The organism is Ruminococcus sp. 210702-SL.1.03, from assembly GCF_020559915.1.
GTDB lineage: Bacteria > Bacillota > Clostridia > Oscillospirales > Ruminococcaceae > YE71.
This window is the reverse complement of sequence record NZ_JAJCLZ010000002.1, coordinates 120,017-139,075: the sequence shown is the minus strand read 5'-3', so window position 1 is coordinate 139,075 and position 19,059 is coordinate 120,017. Positions and strand designations below refer to the sequence as shown.

Annotated in this window: 16 protein-coding genes; 3 read left to right on the top strand and 13 right to left on the bottom strand. The window is 51.1% G+C overall.

Translation table 11 applies throughout. The features are described from left to right. Positions 1 to 37 precede the first annotated feature (37 nt). The 13 genes from LI114_RS02155 to spoIVB all read right to left on the bottom strand — a co-directional run bounded on the left by LI114_RS02155 (position 38) and on the right by spoIVB (position 15,801). A complete protein-coding gene (locus LI114_RS02155; protein ID WP_022126874.1) occupies positions 38 to 715 on the bottom strand; it encodes a response regulator transcription factor in 678 nt (225 codons plus the stop codon). Positions 716 to 757: 42 nt separating this feature from the next. Next, positions 758 to 2,551, bottom strand: coding sequence for a Na/Pi cotransporter family protein (locus LI114_RS02150; RefSeq protein WP_227218974.1), 1,794 nt, complete (start codon positions 2,549 to 2,551; stop codon positions 758 to 760). Positions 2,552 to 2,760: 209 nt separating this feature from the next. After that, on the bottom strand, positions 2,761 to 3,513 hold the full coding sequence (gene pstB, locus LI114_RS02145) for a phosphate ABC transporter ATP-binding protein PstB (protein WP_227218972.1): 753 nt from the start codon (positions 3,511 to 3,513) through the stop codon (positions 2,761 to 2,763). Positions 3,514 to 3,574: 61 nt separating this feature from the next. Continuing rightward, complete coding sequence (gene pstA / locus LI114_RS02140; protein WP_227218971.1) at positions 3,575 to 4,429, bottom strand: phosphate ABC transporter permease PstA; 855 nt, start codon at positions 4,427 to 4,429, stop codon at positions 3,575 to 3,577. 3 nt (positions 4,430 to 4,432) lie between these two features. Next, positions 4,433 to 5,266, bottom strand: coding sequence for a phosphate ABC transporter permease subunit PstC (gene pstC, locus LI114_RS02135; protein ID WP_227219134.1), 834 nt, complete (start codon positions 5,264 to 5,266; stop codon positions 4,433 to 4,435). A gap of 140 nt (positions 5,267 to 5,406) precedes the next feature. Then, positions 5,407 to 6,273: a substrate-binding domain-containing protein gene (locus LI114_RS02130; protein ID WP_022126879.1), complete on the bottom strand. Its 867-nt coding sequence runs from the start codon at positions 6,271 to 6,273 to the stop codon at positions 5,407 to 5,409. Between the two features lie 1,064 nt (positions 6,274 to 7,337). Continuing rightward, on the bottom strand, positions 7,338 to 8,915 hold the full coding sequence (locus LI114_RS02125; RefSeq protein ID WP_227218969.1) for a S1C family serine protease: 1,578 nt from the start codon (positions 8,913 to 8,915) through the stop codon (positions 7,338 to 7,340). A gap of 275 nt (positions 8,916 to 9,190) precedes the next feature. Continuing rightward, positions 9,191 to 9,463, bottom strand: coding sequence for an anaerobic ribonucleoside-triphosphate reductase (gene nrdD, locus LI114_RS02120; protein WP_022127099.1), 273 nt, complete (start codon positions 9,461 to 9,463; stop codon positions 9,191 to 9,193). 201 nt (positions 9,464 to 9,664) lie between these two features. After that, positions 9,665 to 10,453, bottom strand: coding sequence for an NAD-dependent protein deacylase (locus LI114_RS02115; RefSeq protein ID WP_413770894.1), 789 nt, complete (start codon positions 10,451 to 10,453; stop codon positions 9,665 to 9,667). A 63-nt stretch (positions 10,454 to 10,516) separates the two neighbouring features. Beyond that, positions 10,517 to 12,145, bottom strand: a complete 1,629-nt coding sequence (locus LI114_RS02110) for a potassium/proton antiporter (RefSeq protein WP_227218964.1) — start codon at positions 12,143 to 12,145, stop codon at positions 10,517 to 10,519. Positions 12,146 to 12,296: 151 nt separating this feature from the next. Beyond that, positions 12,297 to 13,220: a hypothetical protein gene (locus LI114_RS02105; protein ID WP_227218962.1), complete on the bottom strand. Its 924-nt coding sequence runs from the start codon at positions 13,218 to 13,220 to the stop codon at positions 12,297 to 12,299. A 202-nt stretch (positions 13,221 to 13,422) separates the two neighbouring features. After that, positions 13,423 to 14,208, bottom strand: a complete 786-nt coding sequence (gene spo0A, locus LI114_RS02100; RefSeq protein ID WP_022126806.1) for a sporulation transcription factor Spo0A — start codon at positions 14,206 to 14,208, stop codon at positions 13,423 to 13,425. A 357-nt stretch (positions 14,209 to 14,565) separates the two neighbouring features. Continuing rightward, positions 14,566 to 15,801, bottom strand: coding sequence for a SpoIVB peptidase (gene spoIVB / locus LI114_RS02095; RefSeq protein ID WP_227218961.1), 1,236 nt, complete (start codon positions 15,799 to 15,801; stop codon positions 14,566 to 14,568). A 493-nt stretch (positions 15,802 to 16,294) separates the two neighbouring features. Between spoIVB and LI114_RS02090 the strand changes: the two genes are divergently transcribed. Genes LI114_RS02090 through LI114_RS02080 form a run of 3 tightly spaced genes read left to right on the top strand, consistent with a single transcriptional unit; the run spans position 16,295 to position 19,000 of the window. Next, the gene (locus LI114_RS02090) at positions 16,295 to 16,942 is read left to right on the top strand and encodes a hypothetical protein (protein WP_227218959.1); all 648 of its coding nucleotides are present in this window, start codon (positions 16,295 to 16,297) and stop codon (positions 16,940 to 16,942) included. A 1-nt stretch (position 16,943) separates the two neighbouring features. Next, positions 16,944 to 17,606, top strand: a complete 663-nt coding sequence (gene nth / locus LI114_RS02085; protein WP_227218957.1) for an endonuclease III — start codon at positions 16,944 to 16,946, stop codon at positions 17,604 to 17,606. A 53-nt stretch (positions 17,607 to 17,659) separates the two neighbouring features. Continuing rightward, a complete protein-coding gene (locus tag LI114_RS02080) occupies positions 17,660 to 19,000 on the top strand; it encodes an MATE family efflux transporter (protein WP_227218955.1) in 1,341 nt (446 codons plus the stop codon). Positions 19,001 to 19,059: the final 59 nt, after the last annotated feature.

Genomic DNA, 19,059 nt, shown 5'->3' with positions numbered 1-19,059 from the left:
AAAAAAAGGCGGCAATAACAGCCGCCAATAGATTTTTTCAGACCTTGTAGCCGACTCCCCGCACCGTTTTTATAAGGTCGGTGCAGCCTGCAGCTTCCAGCTTCTGCCTTATAGTCTTTATGTGCATATCCACCGTGCGCGTTTCGCCCGCAAATTCGTAGCCCCAAACGCGCTCCATCAGCTTGTCGCGGCTAACGGCTATCGAAACATGGCGCATGAGGTACATCAGCAGCTCAAATTCGCGGTAGGTCAGCGCTACCTCCTGCCCGTTTACAGTAACCATGCGCTTTGAAACGTCGAGCGATACCTCGCGTATCGTCAGCACTTCCGAGTCGTCCTCCTGCCTTGCGGTGCGGCGGAGCACCGCCTTTATGCGCGAGAGCATTTCCATAACGCCGAAAGGCTTTGTGATGTAGTCGTCCGCGCCAAGCTCCAGCCCCGAAACTTTGTCGATCTCGCTGGATTTCGCCGTAAGCATTATCACGGGTATATCCTTGTACTTAGGGTCGGCTTTCAGCTTCGAGAGCACGCTAAGCCCGTCCTCGTTCGGCAGCATTATGTCCAGCAGTATCAGCGAGGGCTGACTTGTTTCAAGCTCTTCGTAAAAAGGCTTCGCCATAGGAAAAGCCTTTACGCCGTAGCCGCCCGATCTCAGCGCGCAGCTTATCAGCTCGCGAATACCGTTATCGTCCTCTACACAATATATCGTCGGCAATTTATGTCATCTCCTGTAATGTATATCGGCTCGCCGCGTGTATCAGGCGGGGTCGAGCTTGTATTCTTCTTTTTTAGGCAGCGGAAATTCTTTCTGAAATTTCTCTACCTCGCTGTCAAATTCCTGACCGCTGGTCTTTACGGTGCGCAGATACTCGTGAGTTTCAAAGTTATCGTCGTTCACCTGAACTAAGCATACCGCTATATTCGAGCAGTGGTCTGAAATGCGCTCTAAGCTAGTCAGCAGGTCGGTGAAGATAAAGCCCAGCTCTATCGTGCACTTGCCCGCCTGCAAACGCTTTACATGGCGGTTCTTTATCTTGGTGCGCAGCTGGTCTACTACCTCCTCGAGCGGCTCAACTTCGTAGGCTGCGTAAAGGTCTTGGTCGCAAACGGCTTTTACCGCGTACTCTATTACTTTATTTACCGCGCTGCACATCACGCCCAGCTCGTCCTTAGCCTTTTTCGAGAAGTCGATGTCCTTATCGTGCTTCTCTTTAGCGGCGAGTGCGATGTTTCTCGCGTGGTCTGAAATGCGCTCGAGGTCGCTGATGTTGTGCAGCAGCGTGCTTACCGTCTGCGCGTCCTTATGGCTCATTTCTAGCGAGGAGAGCTTTACAAGGTAGCTGCCCAGCACGTCCTCGTACTTATCTACCAGCTTTTCCATAGCGAAAACGCTGTTTGCCTTTTCTTCGTCGTAATCATAAAGCAGCTCGGTAGCTAAAGTAACGCTTTCCTGCGCCGAGTGCGCCATGCCGCCGATAACGTTTCTGGTCTGCTCTACCGCTACCGAAGGGGTGCGGAGAAAGCGGTCGTCCAGCAGGCTGAGCATATCGCCCTCTGCCTGCTTCTTCTCGTTCTTATCCTCTTTTACAATGAGGTAAGCCAGCTTTTCGAGCTGCTTAACGAAAGGCAGCAGCATGAAAGATGTAACGAGATTGAATATAGTGTGCACTATCGCTATCGACTTTTCGTCTACCACGCTGGTCATGAAAGAGAAATCAAAGATAGCGTTGAGTATATAGAATATCGTGAGGAAAAGAACCGTGCCGATAACGTTGAAGCTGAGGTGCACAGCGGCTACGCGCTTGGCGTTTTTGCTTGTGCCTACTGAGCTGATTATCGCGGTAACGCAAGTGCCTATATTCTGACCCAATATTATGGGCAAAGCAGTGCCGAACTTGATAGCGCCGGTAGATGAAAGCGCCTGAAGTATTCCTACCGAAGCGGAGGAGGACTGTATTATAGCCGTGAGCAGCGCTCCTGCGAGCACGCCGAATACGGGGTTAGAGAACCATGTCAGCATATTGGTGAACGAGGGCGAGTCTTTCAGCGGCTCTACCGCGCCGGACATCATGTTCATGCCGTACATCAGTATCGCGAAGCCTAAGAATATAGTACCCAGCGTCTTTTTCTTATCTGATTTCGCTACCATTATAAAAGCTATGCCTATAACGGCGAGTATCGGCGAGAAAGAGGTCGGCTTTAACATTCTGATAAAAAAGCTTTCGCCGTCCAGTCCCGAAAGGGAGAGTATCCACGCCGTGATGGTGGTGCCGATATTTGCGCCCATGATAACGCCTATAGCTTGATGCAGCTTCATAAGGCCTGCGTTTACAAAGCCTACCAGCATTACCGTAGTGGCGGATGAGGACTGTATCACAGCCGTAACGCCTGCGCCGAGCAGCATTGCTTTCAAGGGGTTTGAGGTGAGTTTTTCAAATATGGTCTCCAGCTTACCGCCTGCCATCTTTTCCAGACCGCTGCCCATTATGTTCATTCCGTAAAGGAAGAGAGCAAGTCCGCCGAGCAGGGTAAGCACCGCAAAAATGTCCATACTAAATCTTATCCTCCAATTTTACAATTTTCGTACTTTCTTTACACACGGCTTATTATATCGCACTAATGTAAAAACTCTACACGTCTATTGTAAAATCCGCGTAAATTTTTTCACGCGGATCTTATGGGGATATATGATATATAGATATGGAGTGTGCTTAAAAATGTGTGTAAAGAAACGCGGAAGATAAGATATTTTCGCGCTGATTATCCGAACTGACCGCCGATGTATTCGCGGGTCTTTTCGTTATGCGGATTATTGAATATCCGCTCGGTAGGGCCTTCCTCCTCTATCCTGCCGTGCAGGAAAAAGGCTGTTCTGTCGGCTATTCTCATTGCCTGCTGCATATTGTGGGTAACTATCACGATAGTGTACTTGCGCTTCAGCTCGGTGCAAAGCTCCTCTACTTTCAGCGTCGAGATGGGGTCGAGCGCGGAGGTCGGCTCGTCCATAAGTATCACCTCGGGCTTTACCGCCAGCGCGCGGGCTATGCAAAGCCGCTGCTGCTGACCGCCGCTCATTCCCAGCGCCGATTTTTTCAATCGGTCTTTACATTCGTCCCAGATAGCCGCCTGCTTTAGGCAAGTTTCAACTATCTCGTCAAGCTCGGCTTTTTTCTTTATGCCGTGGGTGCGCGGGCCGAAAGCTATGTTATCGTATATCGACATAGGGAAGAGGTTTGATTTTTGGAACACCATTCCTACTCTCTTGCGCAGCGAAGTGACCTCAATATCGCGGTAAATATCCTCGCCGTCGAGCAGGAAGTCGCCCTCTACATTGCAGCCCTCTACCAGATCGTTCATGCGGTTGAGGCATTTCAGCAGGGTGCTCTTTCCGCAGCCCGAAGGGCCTATGAAAGCCATTACCTGCTTTTGCGGAACGTCGAGGTTTATATCATACAGCGCCTGAAAGCTGCCGTAATGAAGATTTGCGTCTTTTATCTCAAATTTATAGCTCATACTTTTTTCACCAGTTTATTTGTCAAACAACTATCAAACTATCATCTATCAGTTTATATCTTTAGATCTCGCCGGAGGTCTTTTTTATACGCTTAGCGGCGAACGAAGCGAAAGCGTTCAGCAGCATTACCGTTATCAGCAGTACCACCGCCGCCGCGGCCGCTTCGTTCATGTGCAGACCCTCGTTTGAAAGGTTATACATATGAACTGCGAGGGTAGCGCCCGAGTCTTTCAGACCCGCTATCTTAGTGAGCGCGCCTGCGGTAAATACCAGCGCCGCAGTTTCGCCGACGATCCTGCCTATCGCGAGGATAACGCCAGAGAGTATTCCCGATACCGCCGAGGGCAGCACCACGCGGAACACGGTGCGCAGCTTTCCTGCGCCCAGACCAAAGCTTCCCTCGCGGTAGCTGTCGTCTACCGACTTCAGCGCTTCCTCCGCCGAGGTTATTATAACGGGCAGTACCATTATCGCCAGCGTGCAGGCGCCCGAGAGCAGCGAGAGCCGCCATTTCAGCGCCGTGACGAAAAACATACTTCCGAAGATACCATATATAATGGAGGGTATGCCCGAGAGCGTCTGAGTAGTAAGCCTTATCGCTTTCACGAACTTACTTCCCTTCTTTGCGTACTCTACTAAGTAAATAGCGCAGCAAATACCGAGCGGCGCGGCTATCAGCAGCGCGATGCCCACCATTTTAAGCGTATTGATTATAGATGGCAGTATAGATACATTATCCGTAGTGCCGTGCAGGCTGAAAAGGCTCGTGGAAAGATACGGCACTCCCCTTACCAGCACATAGCCCACCAGCATAAGGAACACGCCCACGGTAGCCGCCGCGCATATCCACACCAGCAGCTTCATCACGAATGAGAGCGGGTGAGCCTTATATGTCATTTTCATTTGTTCATTCATGGCTTATCTCTCTTTCTTTGAGGTAACGGCGCTGAGCAGCAGGTTGAGCATCAAGATGAATACAAAGAGCACTACGCCAGTTCCGAGCAGCGCGTCGTAATGCAGACCCGTCGCGTAGCCCATCTCCATGATGATGTTTGCGGTAAGGGTGCGCACGCCCTGAGTGAGCTGGTGCGGAAGTCTTGCCTGATTTCCTGCTATCATTACTACCGCCATAGTTTCGCCGACGGCTCTGCCTATCGCGAGGACTATCGCCGCGCACACGCCCGACTTTGCAGCGGGGAGCACTACGCGCATCACCGAACGCTCGTGAGTAGCGCCAAGCGCCAGCGCGCCTTCGTAATACTGCGAGGGTACGGCGTTCAGCGCGCTCTCGCTCATGCCTATAACTGTCGGCAGTATCATTATGCCTAAGATGAATGAAGCTGTGATTATGCTGTTGCCCGTTCCGCCGAACACGCTTCTTACGAAAGGTACTACTACTATCATGCCGAAGAAGCCGTATACGATGGAGGGTATGCCCGCCAGCAGGTTTACTGCGGGGAGCACGAATTTATAAAGGCGCTTGGGGCAGAATTTCGCGAGGAAGACCGCCGTCAGCAGACCTACGGGCACGCCGATCATTATCGCGCCCGCGGTGACGTACATAGAGCCTACTATCATCGGGAAAATTCCGAAGCTGGGCTGCGAATTGGTAGGGAACCAATCCTTACCGCCTAAGAACTCCGCAACGCCTATCTTCGCGATGGCGGGGCAGCCCTTGGCGAACATATATATACATATCACCGCTACGCAGAGTATAGATATGCAGGCGCATACCAGAAAAACTGCCTGCATGAAATATTCCGCCGCCGTTTTCAGCGAAAAACTGCTTTTTTTCGGCGCAGCGGGCACGACTATCGGTGCAGTAATGCCTGATGTAGATGCTTGTTTCACTTTTATCACACTCTCATTCTATATATCCCTAAAAAATTTACTTACTTAGTAACGTCCGCCCACTCGGTAGTCTTGCCGGTGTAGATGCTCTTTATCTGGTCGGAGGTTATGTCATCTATCGGGTTATCCTTATTTACGATAACTGCGATGGCGTCCTGAGCGATCATGGTAGGTGTAAGGCCGGTCTCCTCAGATTTCAGCTCTCGGGAGATCATTCCTATATCGCAAGTGCCGTCCTGAGTGTACTTAACGCCCGTGGTGGAGTCGGAGACCTGTACCTCTACGGTGATGTTGCTGTTTACAGTCATGTACTTTTCAGCAAGCTTCTGCATTACAGGGCCTACGGATGAAGAGCCCGCTACCGTGACCTTGCCCGAAGCTGAAGAAGCCTTGTAAGCCTCGGCGGATTCATCTACCGCAACGTATTTTTCGTCCTTGATGATAGTCTGTCCATCGCTGCTCATTATATAATTGATAAAGTCCTGAGCCGCGTCGGAAAGACCATCGCCTGTGATGATATTGAAGGGACGAACTATGCCGTAGCTGCCGTCCTTTATAGTATCGGGAGAAACCTCTACGCCGTCAACTTTGAGCGCCTTTACGGTGTCGTTGAGCGAGCCGTAGGATACGTAGCCGATGGAATTAAGGTCGCCCTTTACCTGAGTAAGCATAACGTCGGTAGATTTGCAGACCATAGCCTCGGTAGTAGTTTTATCGGTCTTATTGCCGTCGGCGTCTTTTTCCTCAACGCCTGTTATCTCAACGAAAGCGCTGCGAGTACCGGAGCCGTCCTCGCGGGAGATAACGCTGATAGTACCCAGCTCGCCGTCGCCGCTTCCGCAGGAAGCCATTGTGAGCGCGACCGCAGCCGCCGAGAAGATCGAAACAGTTTTTACAAGATTTTTCATACAGATTCTTTCCTTTCAATAATGCAGAGTACCGTGTGCACTCTTTGATCTGTCGCAGTCAATAAATTTTATTCATCCGACAATATATATAATACACGCCGAATGTAAAAAGCCAAACCGCCCTCTTGTAAATCCAAAGTAATATTTATTTTTACAAATCGCGCTGAAAGTAAAGTCTGCGTAAAATATTGCTGACCCCGCCACACCTCGGTAAAATTTTATTAACACCCCGCCGTTCCCGCTTGACAACTTCCCCACAAAGTGCTATAATAAATAAAAAGAGGCGCACTGCTGTAAGCGGTTCACCTCCTAGGATTTGCTATTAAGAAATAGTTGCCCTATTTGGCGGTTGGGCGGCTATTTCTTTTTGTTTTTGCTTATATATAACGCAAGTCTGATTACGTTGATAATCAGGTTAAGTAATGCTATTACCGTTGATACGTTCATACAGCTCACCTCCATCTCTGGAGGAAGATTAGAACCGCCTACCGTTTTTGCAGTACGCCTTATTGGTATTATATCACACTTGTAGAATTTTGTCAATTATTTTGCGCATGGCTATTCTCTCAGCAGTCATGCGCTTTTCTTGTTTTAGCTATTACGTCTGTTCGTTCAAGGGCGTGCGCCCTTGAAGGGGTATACCTGCGGGCGACCTACTAGGGGCAGCCCTCCCTTGCAGGGCATGCCCCTCTTGAAAATCAGTCCACAGGACTGTTTTAGGAAATTCGGCGAAGCCGACTTTCCCATTCACCCTATGCGGAGCGCCCTACGGTGAGGATTTCGCCGTCTGCGGACGGCGACGATTGGGGCTTCTCGCCCCCCTCGACCCCCTCGGCAAAGCAGGAAACTCAGCTTCGCTGATTTCCACGCGTCGTTGCATCCCGCGCTTTTTAATTTCACGCTATGATATTGAGTGAACTATTACGTTTGCACCGCGGCTTTTTCTTTGTTATTAACCTACTTTCACAAACAAAAAGCCGCCCGAACTCTCGTCCGTGCGGCTCTCTGCATGAAGTAAAAGAATATGAAAAAATTATTAGAAGAATGCTTTATTATTTCGGCTATTATCTATTATTATAGTAGTAATTGTAGAAGTCGCCGAAGTTGTCGTTGCCCTGCTGATCCTGCTGGTTATCATTGCTGTTCTGCGAGCTGCTGTCGCTCGTGTCTTTCGCTTCGCCCAGCGTTACATTTAGGTCGGTTATCTCTTTATCGCGGTATACCGATACAGTTATTTTATCTCCCGCCTTATACTGGCTCTTGATCTCGTTGAACTCTTCGATTGAGTTTATGAGCTGTCCCTCTATGCCGACTACTATATCGTTTTCCTTGATGCCCGCTTCGTCAGCCGCGCTGCCGCTCTCTACGCTGCGGACTATAAAGCCCTGCGGTACGTCGTAATACTGCGCATAGAAGCTGCTGATGTTCTCGCCGCTGATGCCGAGGGTAGGTCTGCCCTTTACATAGCCGTAGTTGATGAGGTCGTCGATTATGTCCTTAGCCTCGTCGATCGGGATAGCGAAGCCTAAGCCCTCGCCGTATGAAGAAGATACCTTAGCCGAGGTGATGCCGATGACCTGACCGTATGCGTTTATCAGCGGGCCGCCGCTGTTGCCCGAGTTTATCGAAGCGTCGGTTTGGATAAGGTTCATCGTTCTGTCCTCTATCGTAAGGGTACGGTCGGTAGCGGAGATTATTCCTGCGGTAACGGTGTTCGCGAGGTCGAAGCCGAGCGGGTTGCCTATTACTATCGAGATCTCGCCTACCTGTATATCGCTCGATGTGCCGAATTCGGCAGGGGTAAGGTCGTCAGCGTCGATCTTGAGCACCGCGAGGTCTGTCTGGGTGTCCATGCCTACCAGTTCGGCGGTGATGGTGTTTTCGTCGCTGTCTGACTTATTCTGATTATCAAGTATCTGCTCGGCCACTGATTTCGAGGAGCTGTCTGAAGAGCTGTCGGTCGACTTAGTTTTGTCGGTCATAACTACCGAGATCGCCGAAGCGCCATCTACAACGTGCGCGTTGGTGATAATGTAGCCGTCCTTGCTCATTACGATGCCCGTGCCCGATACCTGCGAGCCGCCCGTTATGCAGGAGATCCCTACTACCGAGGGCGAAAGTTTGTTTACAATGTCGGGAATGCTCATAGCGTCGTCGGGGGTAGCTACCTGTTCCAGCGTAGGCAGGTTGCTTTTGTCGCGGCTTGAAGTGCTGCTGTCAGATGCGCTCTGCTTTATGTTAGAAGCTTCCGAGCTGGAGCTGGAAGTTTTCAGGATAACGCCTTTTTCGTTGAGCATAGAGTATCCTACGGCGGAGCTTACGCCGATAGCAGCTACGCACAGAACCGCGAGCACTCCGTTGAGCACCTTGCGGGCTTTCTTTTTCTTAGTAGGGTGGTAGGATACCTCGTTCTGCTGAGGGTCCTGCGCGCCGTATGCGTATTCGGTGTACTGCGTATTCTGAGCGCTGCCCGCTGCGCCGTAGGCATTGTTTGCATTGTTGGCGTTCATACTAGATGTATACGGATTGCTGTTCTGATTCTGACCGCCCTGAGCGTTATAGCCGTATCCGTCAGCGCCATTCATGCCGTTCATATTATTCATACCGTTTTTGTTGAAGTTGTTGTCATTAAAATCGTTCATAGCTCAATTCCTCCTGTATCTGAAAAAAGCTGCGAACCGCAAGCGCTTACCGCCCGTGCTTTTTCGTGTGTTCAAAAATGCTTTCGTGTGAACAAGCTGTTTTCTGAGCTTTTCGTGCTCTTTTCTTGTTCTGTATATAATTATACCCGCCAATGTGATAATAAAATGATAATTTTTTAAGCCGAAGCTGAAAAAAACCGCCCGTTTTTGTGAAACGAGCGGCTTATCAGTAATTATTTTATTTTTGGTTAAGGTATAGGCTTATTTTGCGTGATTTAGTGCGCAAGGCTGTGCTTTACTCTGTCCTCTACCTCGCATCTCTTAGCGTTGTTGAAGCGGTCGAGAGTTCCTACAAGGTAGCCTGTTATTCTTCTTATGCGCTGAAAAGGTACGTCGGCGAAGTGGTAGTCTACGTCAACATATTCTCCGTCAAGCTTTATATCCATTGATTCGATAGTCTTTTCGGGGTAAAGCTCTTTTCCGTGGGCGATATAAGCGTTGATCTCATCCTGCGAAAGCTCGCCGTTTACTACATTTACATTTACCATTTTAAGTTCCTCCAAACATTTTTTATCTATGCTATCATTATCAGTTGTTTCATTTCACCACATTTCTTTGTGGTGTAGTATATATTATAGCACTACATATTGTGTTTGTCAAGGGTGTCTGCCGTATGTAGATATAAAAACCGCGGCGCATAAATTGTACGCTTTGCACAATTAGTTAAACGAAAGAGCCTAAATATATACTTAAATAGTATCTTTTTTATCGGTGCAGTAATCGGTATCTATCCGCGAGAAAACGTCGCCCACACGCTGGTGAAAAGCAATATCCGCTCTGTCCTCGCGCTCGTGGCGGCTGAGGTTCACTACTACCGTGTATCTGCCGCGGAAGTAATTGAGAAAGCCCGCCGCGGGGTACACCGTAAGCGATGTGCCCGCCACTATCAGCATATCCGCCTCTTCCATAGCTTTCACAGTATCCACGATGGTCTGCTCGCGCAAGCTCTCTTCGTAGAGCACCACGTCGGGCTTTATTATCCCGCCGCAGATGGAGCATTCGGGCACGGGGTATTTCTTGTTCGCCACAAAATTCACGTTGTAAAACTGGCCGCAGCCGGTGCAGTAATTGCGGTATACAGAGCCGTGCAGCTCAAGCACCTTTTTGCTGCCCGCCTTTTGGTGCAGACCGTCCACATTTTGAGTCACTACCGTAATATCCTTGCCCGCGGCTTCAAGCTCGGCGAGCTTTTTGTGCGCGCGGTTTGGCGAAGCGGTAAGGTAGAGCATCTTCTCGCGGTAAAATTTGAAAAATTCCTTCGGGTGCTCCTCGAAATATGTGTGGCTGAGTATCACCTCGGGCGGTACTACGCGCGGGTCGAGGTAATCGCGGTAAAGACCGTTAGGCGAGCGGAAGTCGGGTATGCCGCTTTCGGTAGAAACGCCCGCCCCGCCGAAGAAAACTATCTTTTTGCTTATCTTTATCATATCGTTCAGCCGCGAAATATCGTGCTCAAACTCCTCTTTCTCGCGCTGCATCATCTCATCGTTTTTGTTCATAGCTTTTTCCATAGCAAAACATCTCCAATTTTGTCAGTTCTGTCAGTTCTCTATCAGCTCGCGCTCGGCGGTGTGTATAACGAGCACGTCGCCCGCCTGTATCACCGAGCTGCCGTTTGGTATCTTGGTCTTGCCGCCGCGCTTTATCAGCACCACCAGCACGTTTTTCGGCACAGCTTCGGCTATCGTCCTGCCCGCCCATTCATGTGCTTCGTCTATCTGCTCTTCTGTGAGCGGCAGGCTCTCATCTCCCCTGCCATCGTAGCCCAGCGCGCTGAGGATAATTATATCCCCCTCGCATATCACCGTGCCGCCGCGCGGGATAACCACCCTCTCGCCGCGCAGTATCATGACAAGCAGCGTTTCGGGCGGCAGGTCTATCTGCTCTACGCTCTTGCCCAGCCACTTATGCCCCGCGCGCACGGGCAGGCGTATGAACTGTATCTGCGTTTCGTTGGAGTAGTCGGTAAAGGTCTTCATTACGTCGCCCTCTTCCCGCATATCCATCTTCTTGGTGAACCACGGCAGCAGCGTGCCCTGTATGCCTATCGAGAAAAGCACCGCGCAGAATACTATATTAAATACGTCGGTGCGGCTTTGGCTGTCGCTGACTACTACCATTATTGCGAAAACTATCGAGGTAGCCCCGCGCAGACCCGCGAAGGAAACTACCGCTATCTGCCGCGCCTTTGCCTTAAACGGCGCGAGCGCCGCCGTCACCGCGAGCGGGCGTATCACGAAATTCATTGCGAGGACTATCAGCAGGGCGGGCACTATCACCGCGGGCAGCTCGCTGGGGGTAGATAGCAGACCCAGCAGGAAAAACAGCGCTATCTGCATTATCCCCGTAACGCCGTCGAAGAAATGCACTATCGCTTTCTTGTTGCCGATGCGCGAGTTTCCGAGGATTATTCCCGCGAGGTAGCAGCTTAAAAAGCCGTTTCCGCCGACGATACTGGGCAGCGAGAATGAGAGCAGCGCTATCGCCGCCAGCAGCATCGTATCAAAGCCCGAGATCTTCATGCGGGCGTTTTTCAGCAAGCCCATTCCCAGCAGCGCGCAGCCCACGCCTATCGCCGTGCCGAATGCAAGCTGTTTTATGAACATCAGCGCTATCTCGCCGCCCGCAGCGCCGCCGCTGCCCAGCACCGCGAGCATTATCACCGTAAGCATATACGCCCAGGGGTCGTTACTGCCGCTCTCGATCTCTAATATCGAGGCAGAGTTGTATTTCAGGTTCAGGTTTTTAGAACGCAGTATGTTGAATACCGAGGCGGCGTCGGTAGAGCTGAGCACCGCGCCGATAAGCAGCGACTGCCGCGTTTCCATGCGCAGCACGAAATGGCAGAAAGCCACTGTAAGCCCCGCCGTAAGCAGCGTGCCGCCGCAGGAGAGCAGCAGCGAGGGCGCGGCGACCTTTTTCGCCTCAGACCACTTAGCGCCGAAGCCGCCGTAAAAGATTATGAAGACCATCGCTACGGTGCATATCTGCTCGGCGAACTCGAAATTCTCAAACTCCAGCTTAAAAACGCCGTCTGAGCCGAAAAGCATACCTATCGCGATAAAGATCAGCAGCACGGGAAGCCCTGCTTTTGAAGAAAGCCCGCCGCTCAATATACAAAGCACTATCACGGCGGCTGTTACGGATAAAATAATGGCAAATTCCGTCATCTAAAAATGTCCTCCCTCGCAGTTGTCTTTCCCCATGCTCATCCTCTTATATCATATTACTATTTAATTATAACACAAATTCTGCGGGCGTGTCAAATGAGTATTGTCAAAAAAAGCGGGCGGCTGTAAAAAAGCCGCCCGTTTGTGGTAATTATTCGTATGAATGTTCCGAATGCTGTATTATGTCGATGATCTCGCGAACGTACTTCTGCGGTATCATCGCTTCGTTGAAGTTATTTGAGAAATTGCTGGGCCTTTCTACGCCGAATTCTACAAAGAACATCTCCTCGTACTTCTTGCCGTTGGTCTTTATAATGTAGCCGGTGCCGCTTGCGTCCTCAAAGCGCTCGTCCCGCGGGAATTGGTCTGCGACAGCCATCACCTTTGCCGCCCAGTCGTTTATCTTCTGCTTGTCGCGCTTATCGCTGATGGTGAATACTTCGAGCGAGGGGTCGCTGATAAGGTAATCTCTGTCCTCCCAGCCGTCGCTTACCGCGGAATAATCGCGCGGGCGGCTCTCCTCCGCCGCGGCTTTAAGCTCTTCATATTCGCGGGCAGTAAGCCATGAATATTCGCCGTTCACGCAAAACTCGTTCGTACCGTTTTCATAGCAAGCCGCGAGGTCGTCCGCTAAAAAGTATGTATTGCCGTCATAGCTGAATTTCAGACCCTCGCAGTTTTCGGGGGTGTTTACATTCTCATACGTCTTCTCGGGATTAGTATTCCCCAAATTTTCCGTCAGTATCTTTTTGATGGTCTTTTCAGCCGCGCCGTCGGCGACCCACTCCACCGAGCCGATACCGCCATCGTTATCGAAATAAATATCCTCGATGACCAACTCACCGGGCGCGTGCTCGCTTTCCTTATTGGCAGTCGGCTCTGCCGAAACAGCGGGCTGAGTCTGCGATTCCTCGGTCTTTTCGTTGTTTGTGCTCTTTGTGGTCTGCGATGCTTTTTCTGTCTGATTTGTCGGCTGAGCTTCGTCATTTGACCGCGCCCCGCATGATGCGAATGAAGCGCAGATCATGAGCGCCAGCGCCGCCGCAAGCTTTTTTCTGCAATTGATCTTTTTCATAGCAGCATTCTCCTCTCAGATGATTTTTTTGTTCTTTGTTCTACACTTTTCGTGTTTATATATCTATGGTTATATTATACCAAATTGTACCCCCCTGTCAAGTGTTTTCCAAGCAATTTGTGCATTTCTTCCAAACAAATTCTTGCATTTTCACCAATAAAAAAGCCGCACCCTGCCATTGCCATGCAAGGTACGGCGGCGCTCACGCGGTAAGCGCGGCTTTGTATTTCAGGCATATCTTATCCGTTATCAGCGCGATAAATTCGCTGTTTGTGGGCTTGCCCTTGCCTGTATTTATGGTGTAGCCGAAAAAGCCGTTTAGTATGTCGAGATCTCCGCGGTCCCAGGCTATCTCTATCGCGTGGCGAATTGCGCGCTCTACCCGCGAGGGCGTGGTCGAGAATTTTTTGGCAACGGCGGGATATAATAGCTTTGTAACGCTTTCCAGCATCTCCTTATCCCCTACCGAGAGCATTATCGCTTCGCGCAGGTAGTGGTAGCCCTTTATGTGCGCGGGCACGCCTATCTGGTGGATAATATCGGTAACTATGATCTCGAGGTTCGGGTGCGCACCCGCGCGCGAGCTTACAGGCGCGCTGCCCGAAATATCGCTGTCGATGTCCAGCAGCGCCTTTATCCGCTCGCCCAGCATTTTCACGTCAAAGGGGCGTATCATGAAGTAAGAAGCGCCCGCCTGCATCACCTGCTGCTCTATAAAAGCGTTTTCGTAAGCGCTGGTGACGATGAAAAACGGCTTTTTGTAGCTTGAAGCCATTATCTTTTTTATCAGCGCGATGGCGTCAAGCCCCGGCATTACTGCGTCTATCACCGCCACGTCGGGCACTTCGCTCGTTATCGCCTCAAATATAGTCATGCCGTCCTTCGGGCGGGTTATCACGAAAAATCCGCTGGTGCGCAAAGCCGCCGCGCAGTTCACGCCGTACTGCGCCGAGTCGTCGCCTATTAAAATTTTAATTTTGTCATTCATTATTCTGTCCTCCGCTTGAATTTACTCTTGAAGCTTCTTCGGTGTATTATTTTCAGCTGCCAGCCTTTATTGCTGTAACTATATCATATCACAATTTTTCGTGAAAAGCAATAGTTTTTTAGAATTTACGTCAATTTTTTATCGACTTATTTGTACTAAATGCACCAAGATTGCAGCTTAATTTACAAGTATTATCACATATAGTGATAATAATAGCTTATATCTCAAAGTGTACGCCGTTTCGACCAAATTCGTTTTTATATACGCCGATACCCCGCGAATTTCCAAATATCCGCAGGGTACGCACATAATTATGCAAAAATATTAAACTTCTACGCTTTAGTTCAGTAAATTGCCTTAACCCGCAAGCTGCTGCTCTTTAACGGCGGCGCACGCATAGTCGTACATTTTTTCGGCAAAAATACCATAGCCGCCCTCGGGGTCGTCGATGAAAACGTGCGTCACCGCGCCCGCCAGCCTGCCGTCTTGTATTATAGGCGAGCCGCTCATGCCCTGAACTATGCCGCCCGTCTTGCTTATCAGCGCCTCGTCCGTCACGCGTATCACCATATCGTGGCCGTCGCAGCCCGCGCTGAGCTTTTCTATCACGATGTCGTACTGCTGCGGCTCGCCGCCATCGGTCTGCGAGAGTATCACCGCCGCGCCCTCATGCACCTCGCCCGAAAACGCCAGCGGATAAGCCGTATACTCCTGCGGCAGGCTGTAAAGCGAGCCGTAAACGCCGCCGTCGCAGTTGGCGGAAAGGCTGCCCGTTTCTCCGCCCGTAAATTCGCCGACAAGCTGCCCCGGCTCGCCCTTTTCACTTTTTTTGCAGCCGTTTACTTTAACGTCCGAGATACTGCCCTCTGAAAGCGGCAGCGGCTCGTGAGTATCGCTGTCGCAGATAGCGTGTCCCAGCCCTGCGAAAGCCAGCGTTTCGGGGTCGAAGAAGGTCATAGTACCTATTCCCGCCGAGCTGTCGCGCACCCACATACCCGCGCGGTAGCTGCCCTCGCTCAGCACGGGCTTTATGCTTACCTCGTGCTCTTTTCCGCCGCGGCGGTAGCGCACGGTGCATTTCTTGCCTCCCGAGCATTTTATTATCTCGCTCACGCGGTCGTTTGTGCTTACGCGCTCGCCGTTCACCGCCTCGATAACGTCGCCTATCTTCAATCCTGCATCTTTAGCGGGGCATTTTCCGCTGACGCTTTTCATGTCGATTATCATTACGCCGTCGGTGACTAAGCGTATGCCGAAAGCGCTGCCGCCTGCGGCAAGAGTGGGTCTATCCACCGTTTCCTCCTTTACGTCCTTTATCGGCACGCTGCCGAAGAGCCGCAGGCTCACGTTTTTGCTGCTGCGCCCCGCCCCGCCCGCGCTCACGTTTTTAAAAGCCGCCCTGCTCTCCGCAAGCTCCTGCGCGGTAATGGGCAGCACTGTATTTGCCGTTATCTCGCTGCCGTATGCGCAGGTGTAGCTGTCGGGCAGCGCCGCGCTGTAATAGCCAACGGTAGTCATCACCGCGGCGCACACCGCAGCCGTTACCGCCGCCGCCGACTGCGCCAGCCTGCCGAAAATGTTTCGCTTGTACATATTCCTTATCTCTCCGCCCTTTCTCCTCACGCGGCTCAGTATACCTTATATAATAGGCACGCTTTCGCCGTTTTTAAAAAAATCTTAGTGATAATTTTATTTTTGACTTCATCGCCGCTTTCATACAGCCGCTCGCACAAGTATTATTTTCATTGGAAATGATGCTATATATTTATAATTATCATGTTATTTATTTAATAATATAGTGACAGAAATAGCTATTGATTTTCTCAGCGCGGTGTGATATAATATAGTGTATTCACGCTTAAGGCAGCACCGCACAACTATTGCGTACGTATTACGCAGTCAGATTTTTCGTCAGATTACCTAAAGCCGACGACGCTTAACTCGCGTTAAGCTAGGAGGTTTTGGGTGATATGGCGAAAAATATGCAAGTAAGACGTGCACAAAGCCGACAGGCGGTAGTTGTGCGGTGTTGCCTTAAACTTTTATTTTTCGTAATATCAATTATACAATATACTGGTGGTGCAATATGTCAAAAAAAGACAAACTCAAAAAAGAAAAAGAAAAACAGCTCAATATGAAAAAGCTCGCCGACCTCGAAGAGCTTGAGGAAAAGGAAGCGGCGAAGCACAAAGAGAGCCGCGGTGCGAAAAAAATGCGCCGCCGCGCGAAACGGGGCTACATAGGCGTTTGGCAAATGCTGCTGAAACTGCTGATGACGGCGGCTTTCCTTTGGTCGGGATTTTTCCACGGCGGGGTTCTGGCGGCGGCGGTGCTGGGCGAGAACATCTACATCGCTAAGGACAAGACTATGCCGCACTGGGTGGCTTACTGCGCGCTTGCGGGCGCGGCGGTGGTGTTTGTCGCGATAATACTCGCTTTTGTAAAAAAATACATCGCCTCATTCATCGGCGTACTGGCGGGCAGCGCGGTGTATATGCACGGCGTGCGCTACATGATGAAAACGCTGAAAACCATGATGGATACCCAGTACGTCGCGCCCGACCAGCAGAATATGTACCGCGACTACATGATACGCTACTACCCGATGATGCTTACGCTGCTGTTTTCGCTGATACTGCTCGTGATAAGCATAGTCATAACCATACGCCGCAAGCGCCGCGAAAAGGCTGAGCGCGACAACGCCCCCGTAGAGAGCATCATAGGCAGCGAGTGATATGACAGATATGAGCGAAATGACCGAATTTGAGATAAAAAAAGAGCGCGCCGCGCAGGCGGTGGCTCTGCTTGAGGATAAATACCCCGACGCGCTATGCTCGCTGACATACCAAAATCCGCACGAGCTTATGATAGCGGGCAGGCTCTCGGCGCAGTGCACTGATGCGCGCGTGAACATAGTGACGAAAGAGCTTTTCGCGAAGTACCGCACCATCGCCGAATTTGCCGCCGCCGACCTCGGCGAAGTGGAGGAGATAATAAAGCCCTGCGGCCTTTACAAAACAAAGGCGAAGTCCGTCATAGGTATGTGCAAAAAGATAATGGAAGATTTTGGCGGGGAGATACCGCAGACGATAGAGGAGCTTACCACCCTGCCCGGCATCGGCAGGAAAACGGCTAACCTGATAATGGGCGACATTTACGGCAAGCCCGCCATAGTCGCAGACACCCACTGCATACGCATATCGCGCAGGCTGGGGCTTACCACCTCAGACGACCCAGCAAAGACCGAGCGCGAGCTGAAAGAGCTTATCGCGCCCGAGAAATCCTCAGACTTCTGCCACAGATTGGTACTCTTTGGCCGCGAGGTGTGCAAAGCGCGCGGGCAGCGCTGCGGGGAATGTACCCTGCGGGAGATATGCCCATCGGCGGAACAGATATGAACAGTTTTATATGATACGGGAAAAATGATACATATATCGGTGAAGAAGAAAAAATGAAAGCTTATGAAAAAAATCTGACAGTTGGCAGCGAGCTGCCCGCCATCGTCATGTTTACCCTGCCTATGCTGGCGGGAAACTTGTTTCAGCAGCTCTACAACGTAGTCGATTCGGTGATAGTCGGCAAATACCTCGGCTCTGACGCGCTGGCGGCAGTAGGCTCTACCGGCTCGATAACCTACCTTTTCTACACCCTCTGTCTGGGATTGGGCACGGGTGCGGGCATACTCACCGCGCAGCACTACGGCGCGGGGGACGACGACCGCGTGAAAAAGACCATTGTAAACTCAGCTTACGTCATCGGCGGATTTGCCGTCGCGATAAGCATTATCTCAGTACTGGCGGCGAAGTGGCTGCTTACGCTGCTGAACACGCCCGCTTCCATACTTGACGAAGCGGCGGGGTACATGAGGATCTCATGCGCGGGAACTATCGCCGTGGCGGCTTACAACTGGATAGCTTTTATACTGCGCTCGCTGGGCGATTCGCGCACGCCGCTTATATTCTTAGTAGTATCCAGCGTGCTGAACGTAGCGCTCGACCTGCTTTTCGTGATACCGCTGGGCATGGGCATAAACGGCGCGGCGCTGGCTACGGTATTATCGCAGGGCGTATCGGCGGTCGCGAGCATAATATTCGCCTTCGCGAAAAACCGCTTTTTCCGCTTTTCGGCTGAGCACACGCGGCTCGATAGGGCAATATGCGGCAAGTGCGTGAAAACCGGCGTGCCGATAGCGCTGCAAAACGCTATGATCTCGGTATCAATGATCTCGCTGCAAAAGACGGCGAACGGCTTTGGCAAGAACGTAATGGCGGCATACACCGCTTCCATGCGCGTAGAGCAGCTCATACAGCAGCCTTACGCATCGCTCGGCTCGGCTATGGCTACCTTTACTGGGCAGAACTATGGCGCGGGCAAAAACGAGCGCATATCCCGCTGCTACCGCCGCTGCACGCTGCTGGTGCTGGGCTTTTCGCTGGTGATGACGGCGCTCTTCCTGATATTCTCAGAGGGCATAGCGGGCTTTTTCGTAAGCCGCCGCGCAGTTATCGAGATAGCGGCGAAAGGTCTGCGGATAAACTGCCTTTTCTACTTCTTCCTCGGCATGATACACCTCACCCGCGGTCTGCTCAACGGTATCGGCGACGTAAACTTCGCGCTGATAAACGGGCTTTGCGAGGTAGCGGGCAGGATAGGCTTTTCGCTGCTGCTGGCAAAAGTCCTTCAGATCGGCTGCATTTCGGTATGGGCGACCACGGCGCTTACATGGCTCATCACCATGCTGCTCTGCGTAGCGCGGTACTTCACCTCGCGCAGCAGCAGGCTTTCGGCATGACGAATTTGCCCGACCGATAAATTTTACTTAAATCACTTTACATTTGCGATGATTTGATG

Coding starts and splice junctions, on each gene's coding strand:
- LI114_RS02150 (WP_227218974.1), bottom strand. CDS start 2,551: ATGGACATTTTTGCGGTGCTTACCCTGCTCGGCGGACTTGCTCTCTTC.
- pstB (WP_227218972.1), bottom strand. CDS start 3,513: ATGAGCTATAAATTTGAGATAAAAGACGCAAATCTTCATTACGGCAGC.
- pstA (WP_227218971.1), bottom strand. CDS start 4,429: ATGAATGAACAAATGAAAATGACATATAAGGCTCACCCGCTCTCATTC.
- pstC (WP_227219134.1), bottom strand. CDS start 5,266: ATGCAGGCAGTTTTTCTGGTATGCGCCTGCATATCTATACTCTGCGTA.
- LI114_RS02130 (WP_022126879.1), bottom strand. CDS start 6,273: ATGAAAAATCTTGTAAAAACTGTTTCGATCTTCTCGGCGGCTGCGGTC.
- LI114_RS02125 (WP_227218969.1), bottom strand. CDS start 8,915: ATGAACGATTTTAATGACAACAACTTCAACAAAAACGGTATGAATAAT.
- nrdD (WP_022127099.1), bottom strand. CDS start 9,463: ATGGTAAATGTAAATGTAGTAAACGGCGAGCTTTCGCAGGATGAGATC.
- LI114_RS02115 (WP_413770894.1), bottom strand. CDS start 10,453: ATGCAGCGCGAGAAAGAGGAGTTTGAGCACGATATTTCGCGGCTGAAC.
- LI114_RS02110 (WP_227218964.1), bottom strand. CDS start 12,145: ATGACGGAATTTGCCATTATTTTATCCGTAACAGCCGCCGTGATAGTG.
- LI114_RS02105 (WP_227218962.1), bottom strand. CDS start 13,220: ATGAAAAAGATCAATTGCAGAAAAAAGCTTGCGGCGGCGCTGGCGCTC.
- spo0A (WP_022126806.1), bottom strand. CDS start 14,208: ATGAATGACAAAATTAAAATTTTAATAGGCGACGACTCGGCGCAGTAC.
- spoIVB (WP_227218961.1), bottom strand. CDS start 15,801: ATGTACAAGCGAAACATTTTCGGCAGGCTGGCGCAGTCGGCGGCGGCG.
- LI114_RS02090 (WP_227218959.1), top strand. CDS start 16,295: ATGTCAAAAAAAGACAAACTCAAAAAAGAAAAAGAAAAACAGCTCAAT.
- nth (WP_227218957.1), top strand. CDS start 16,944: ATGACAGATATGAGCGAAATGACCGAATTTGAGATAAAAAAAGAGCGC.
- LI114_RS02080 (WP_227218955.1), top strand. CDS start 17,660: ATGAAAGCTTATGAAAAAAATCTGACAGTTGGCAGCGAGCTGCCCGCC.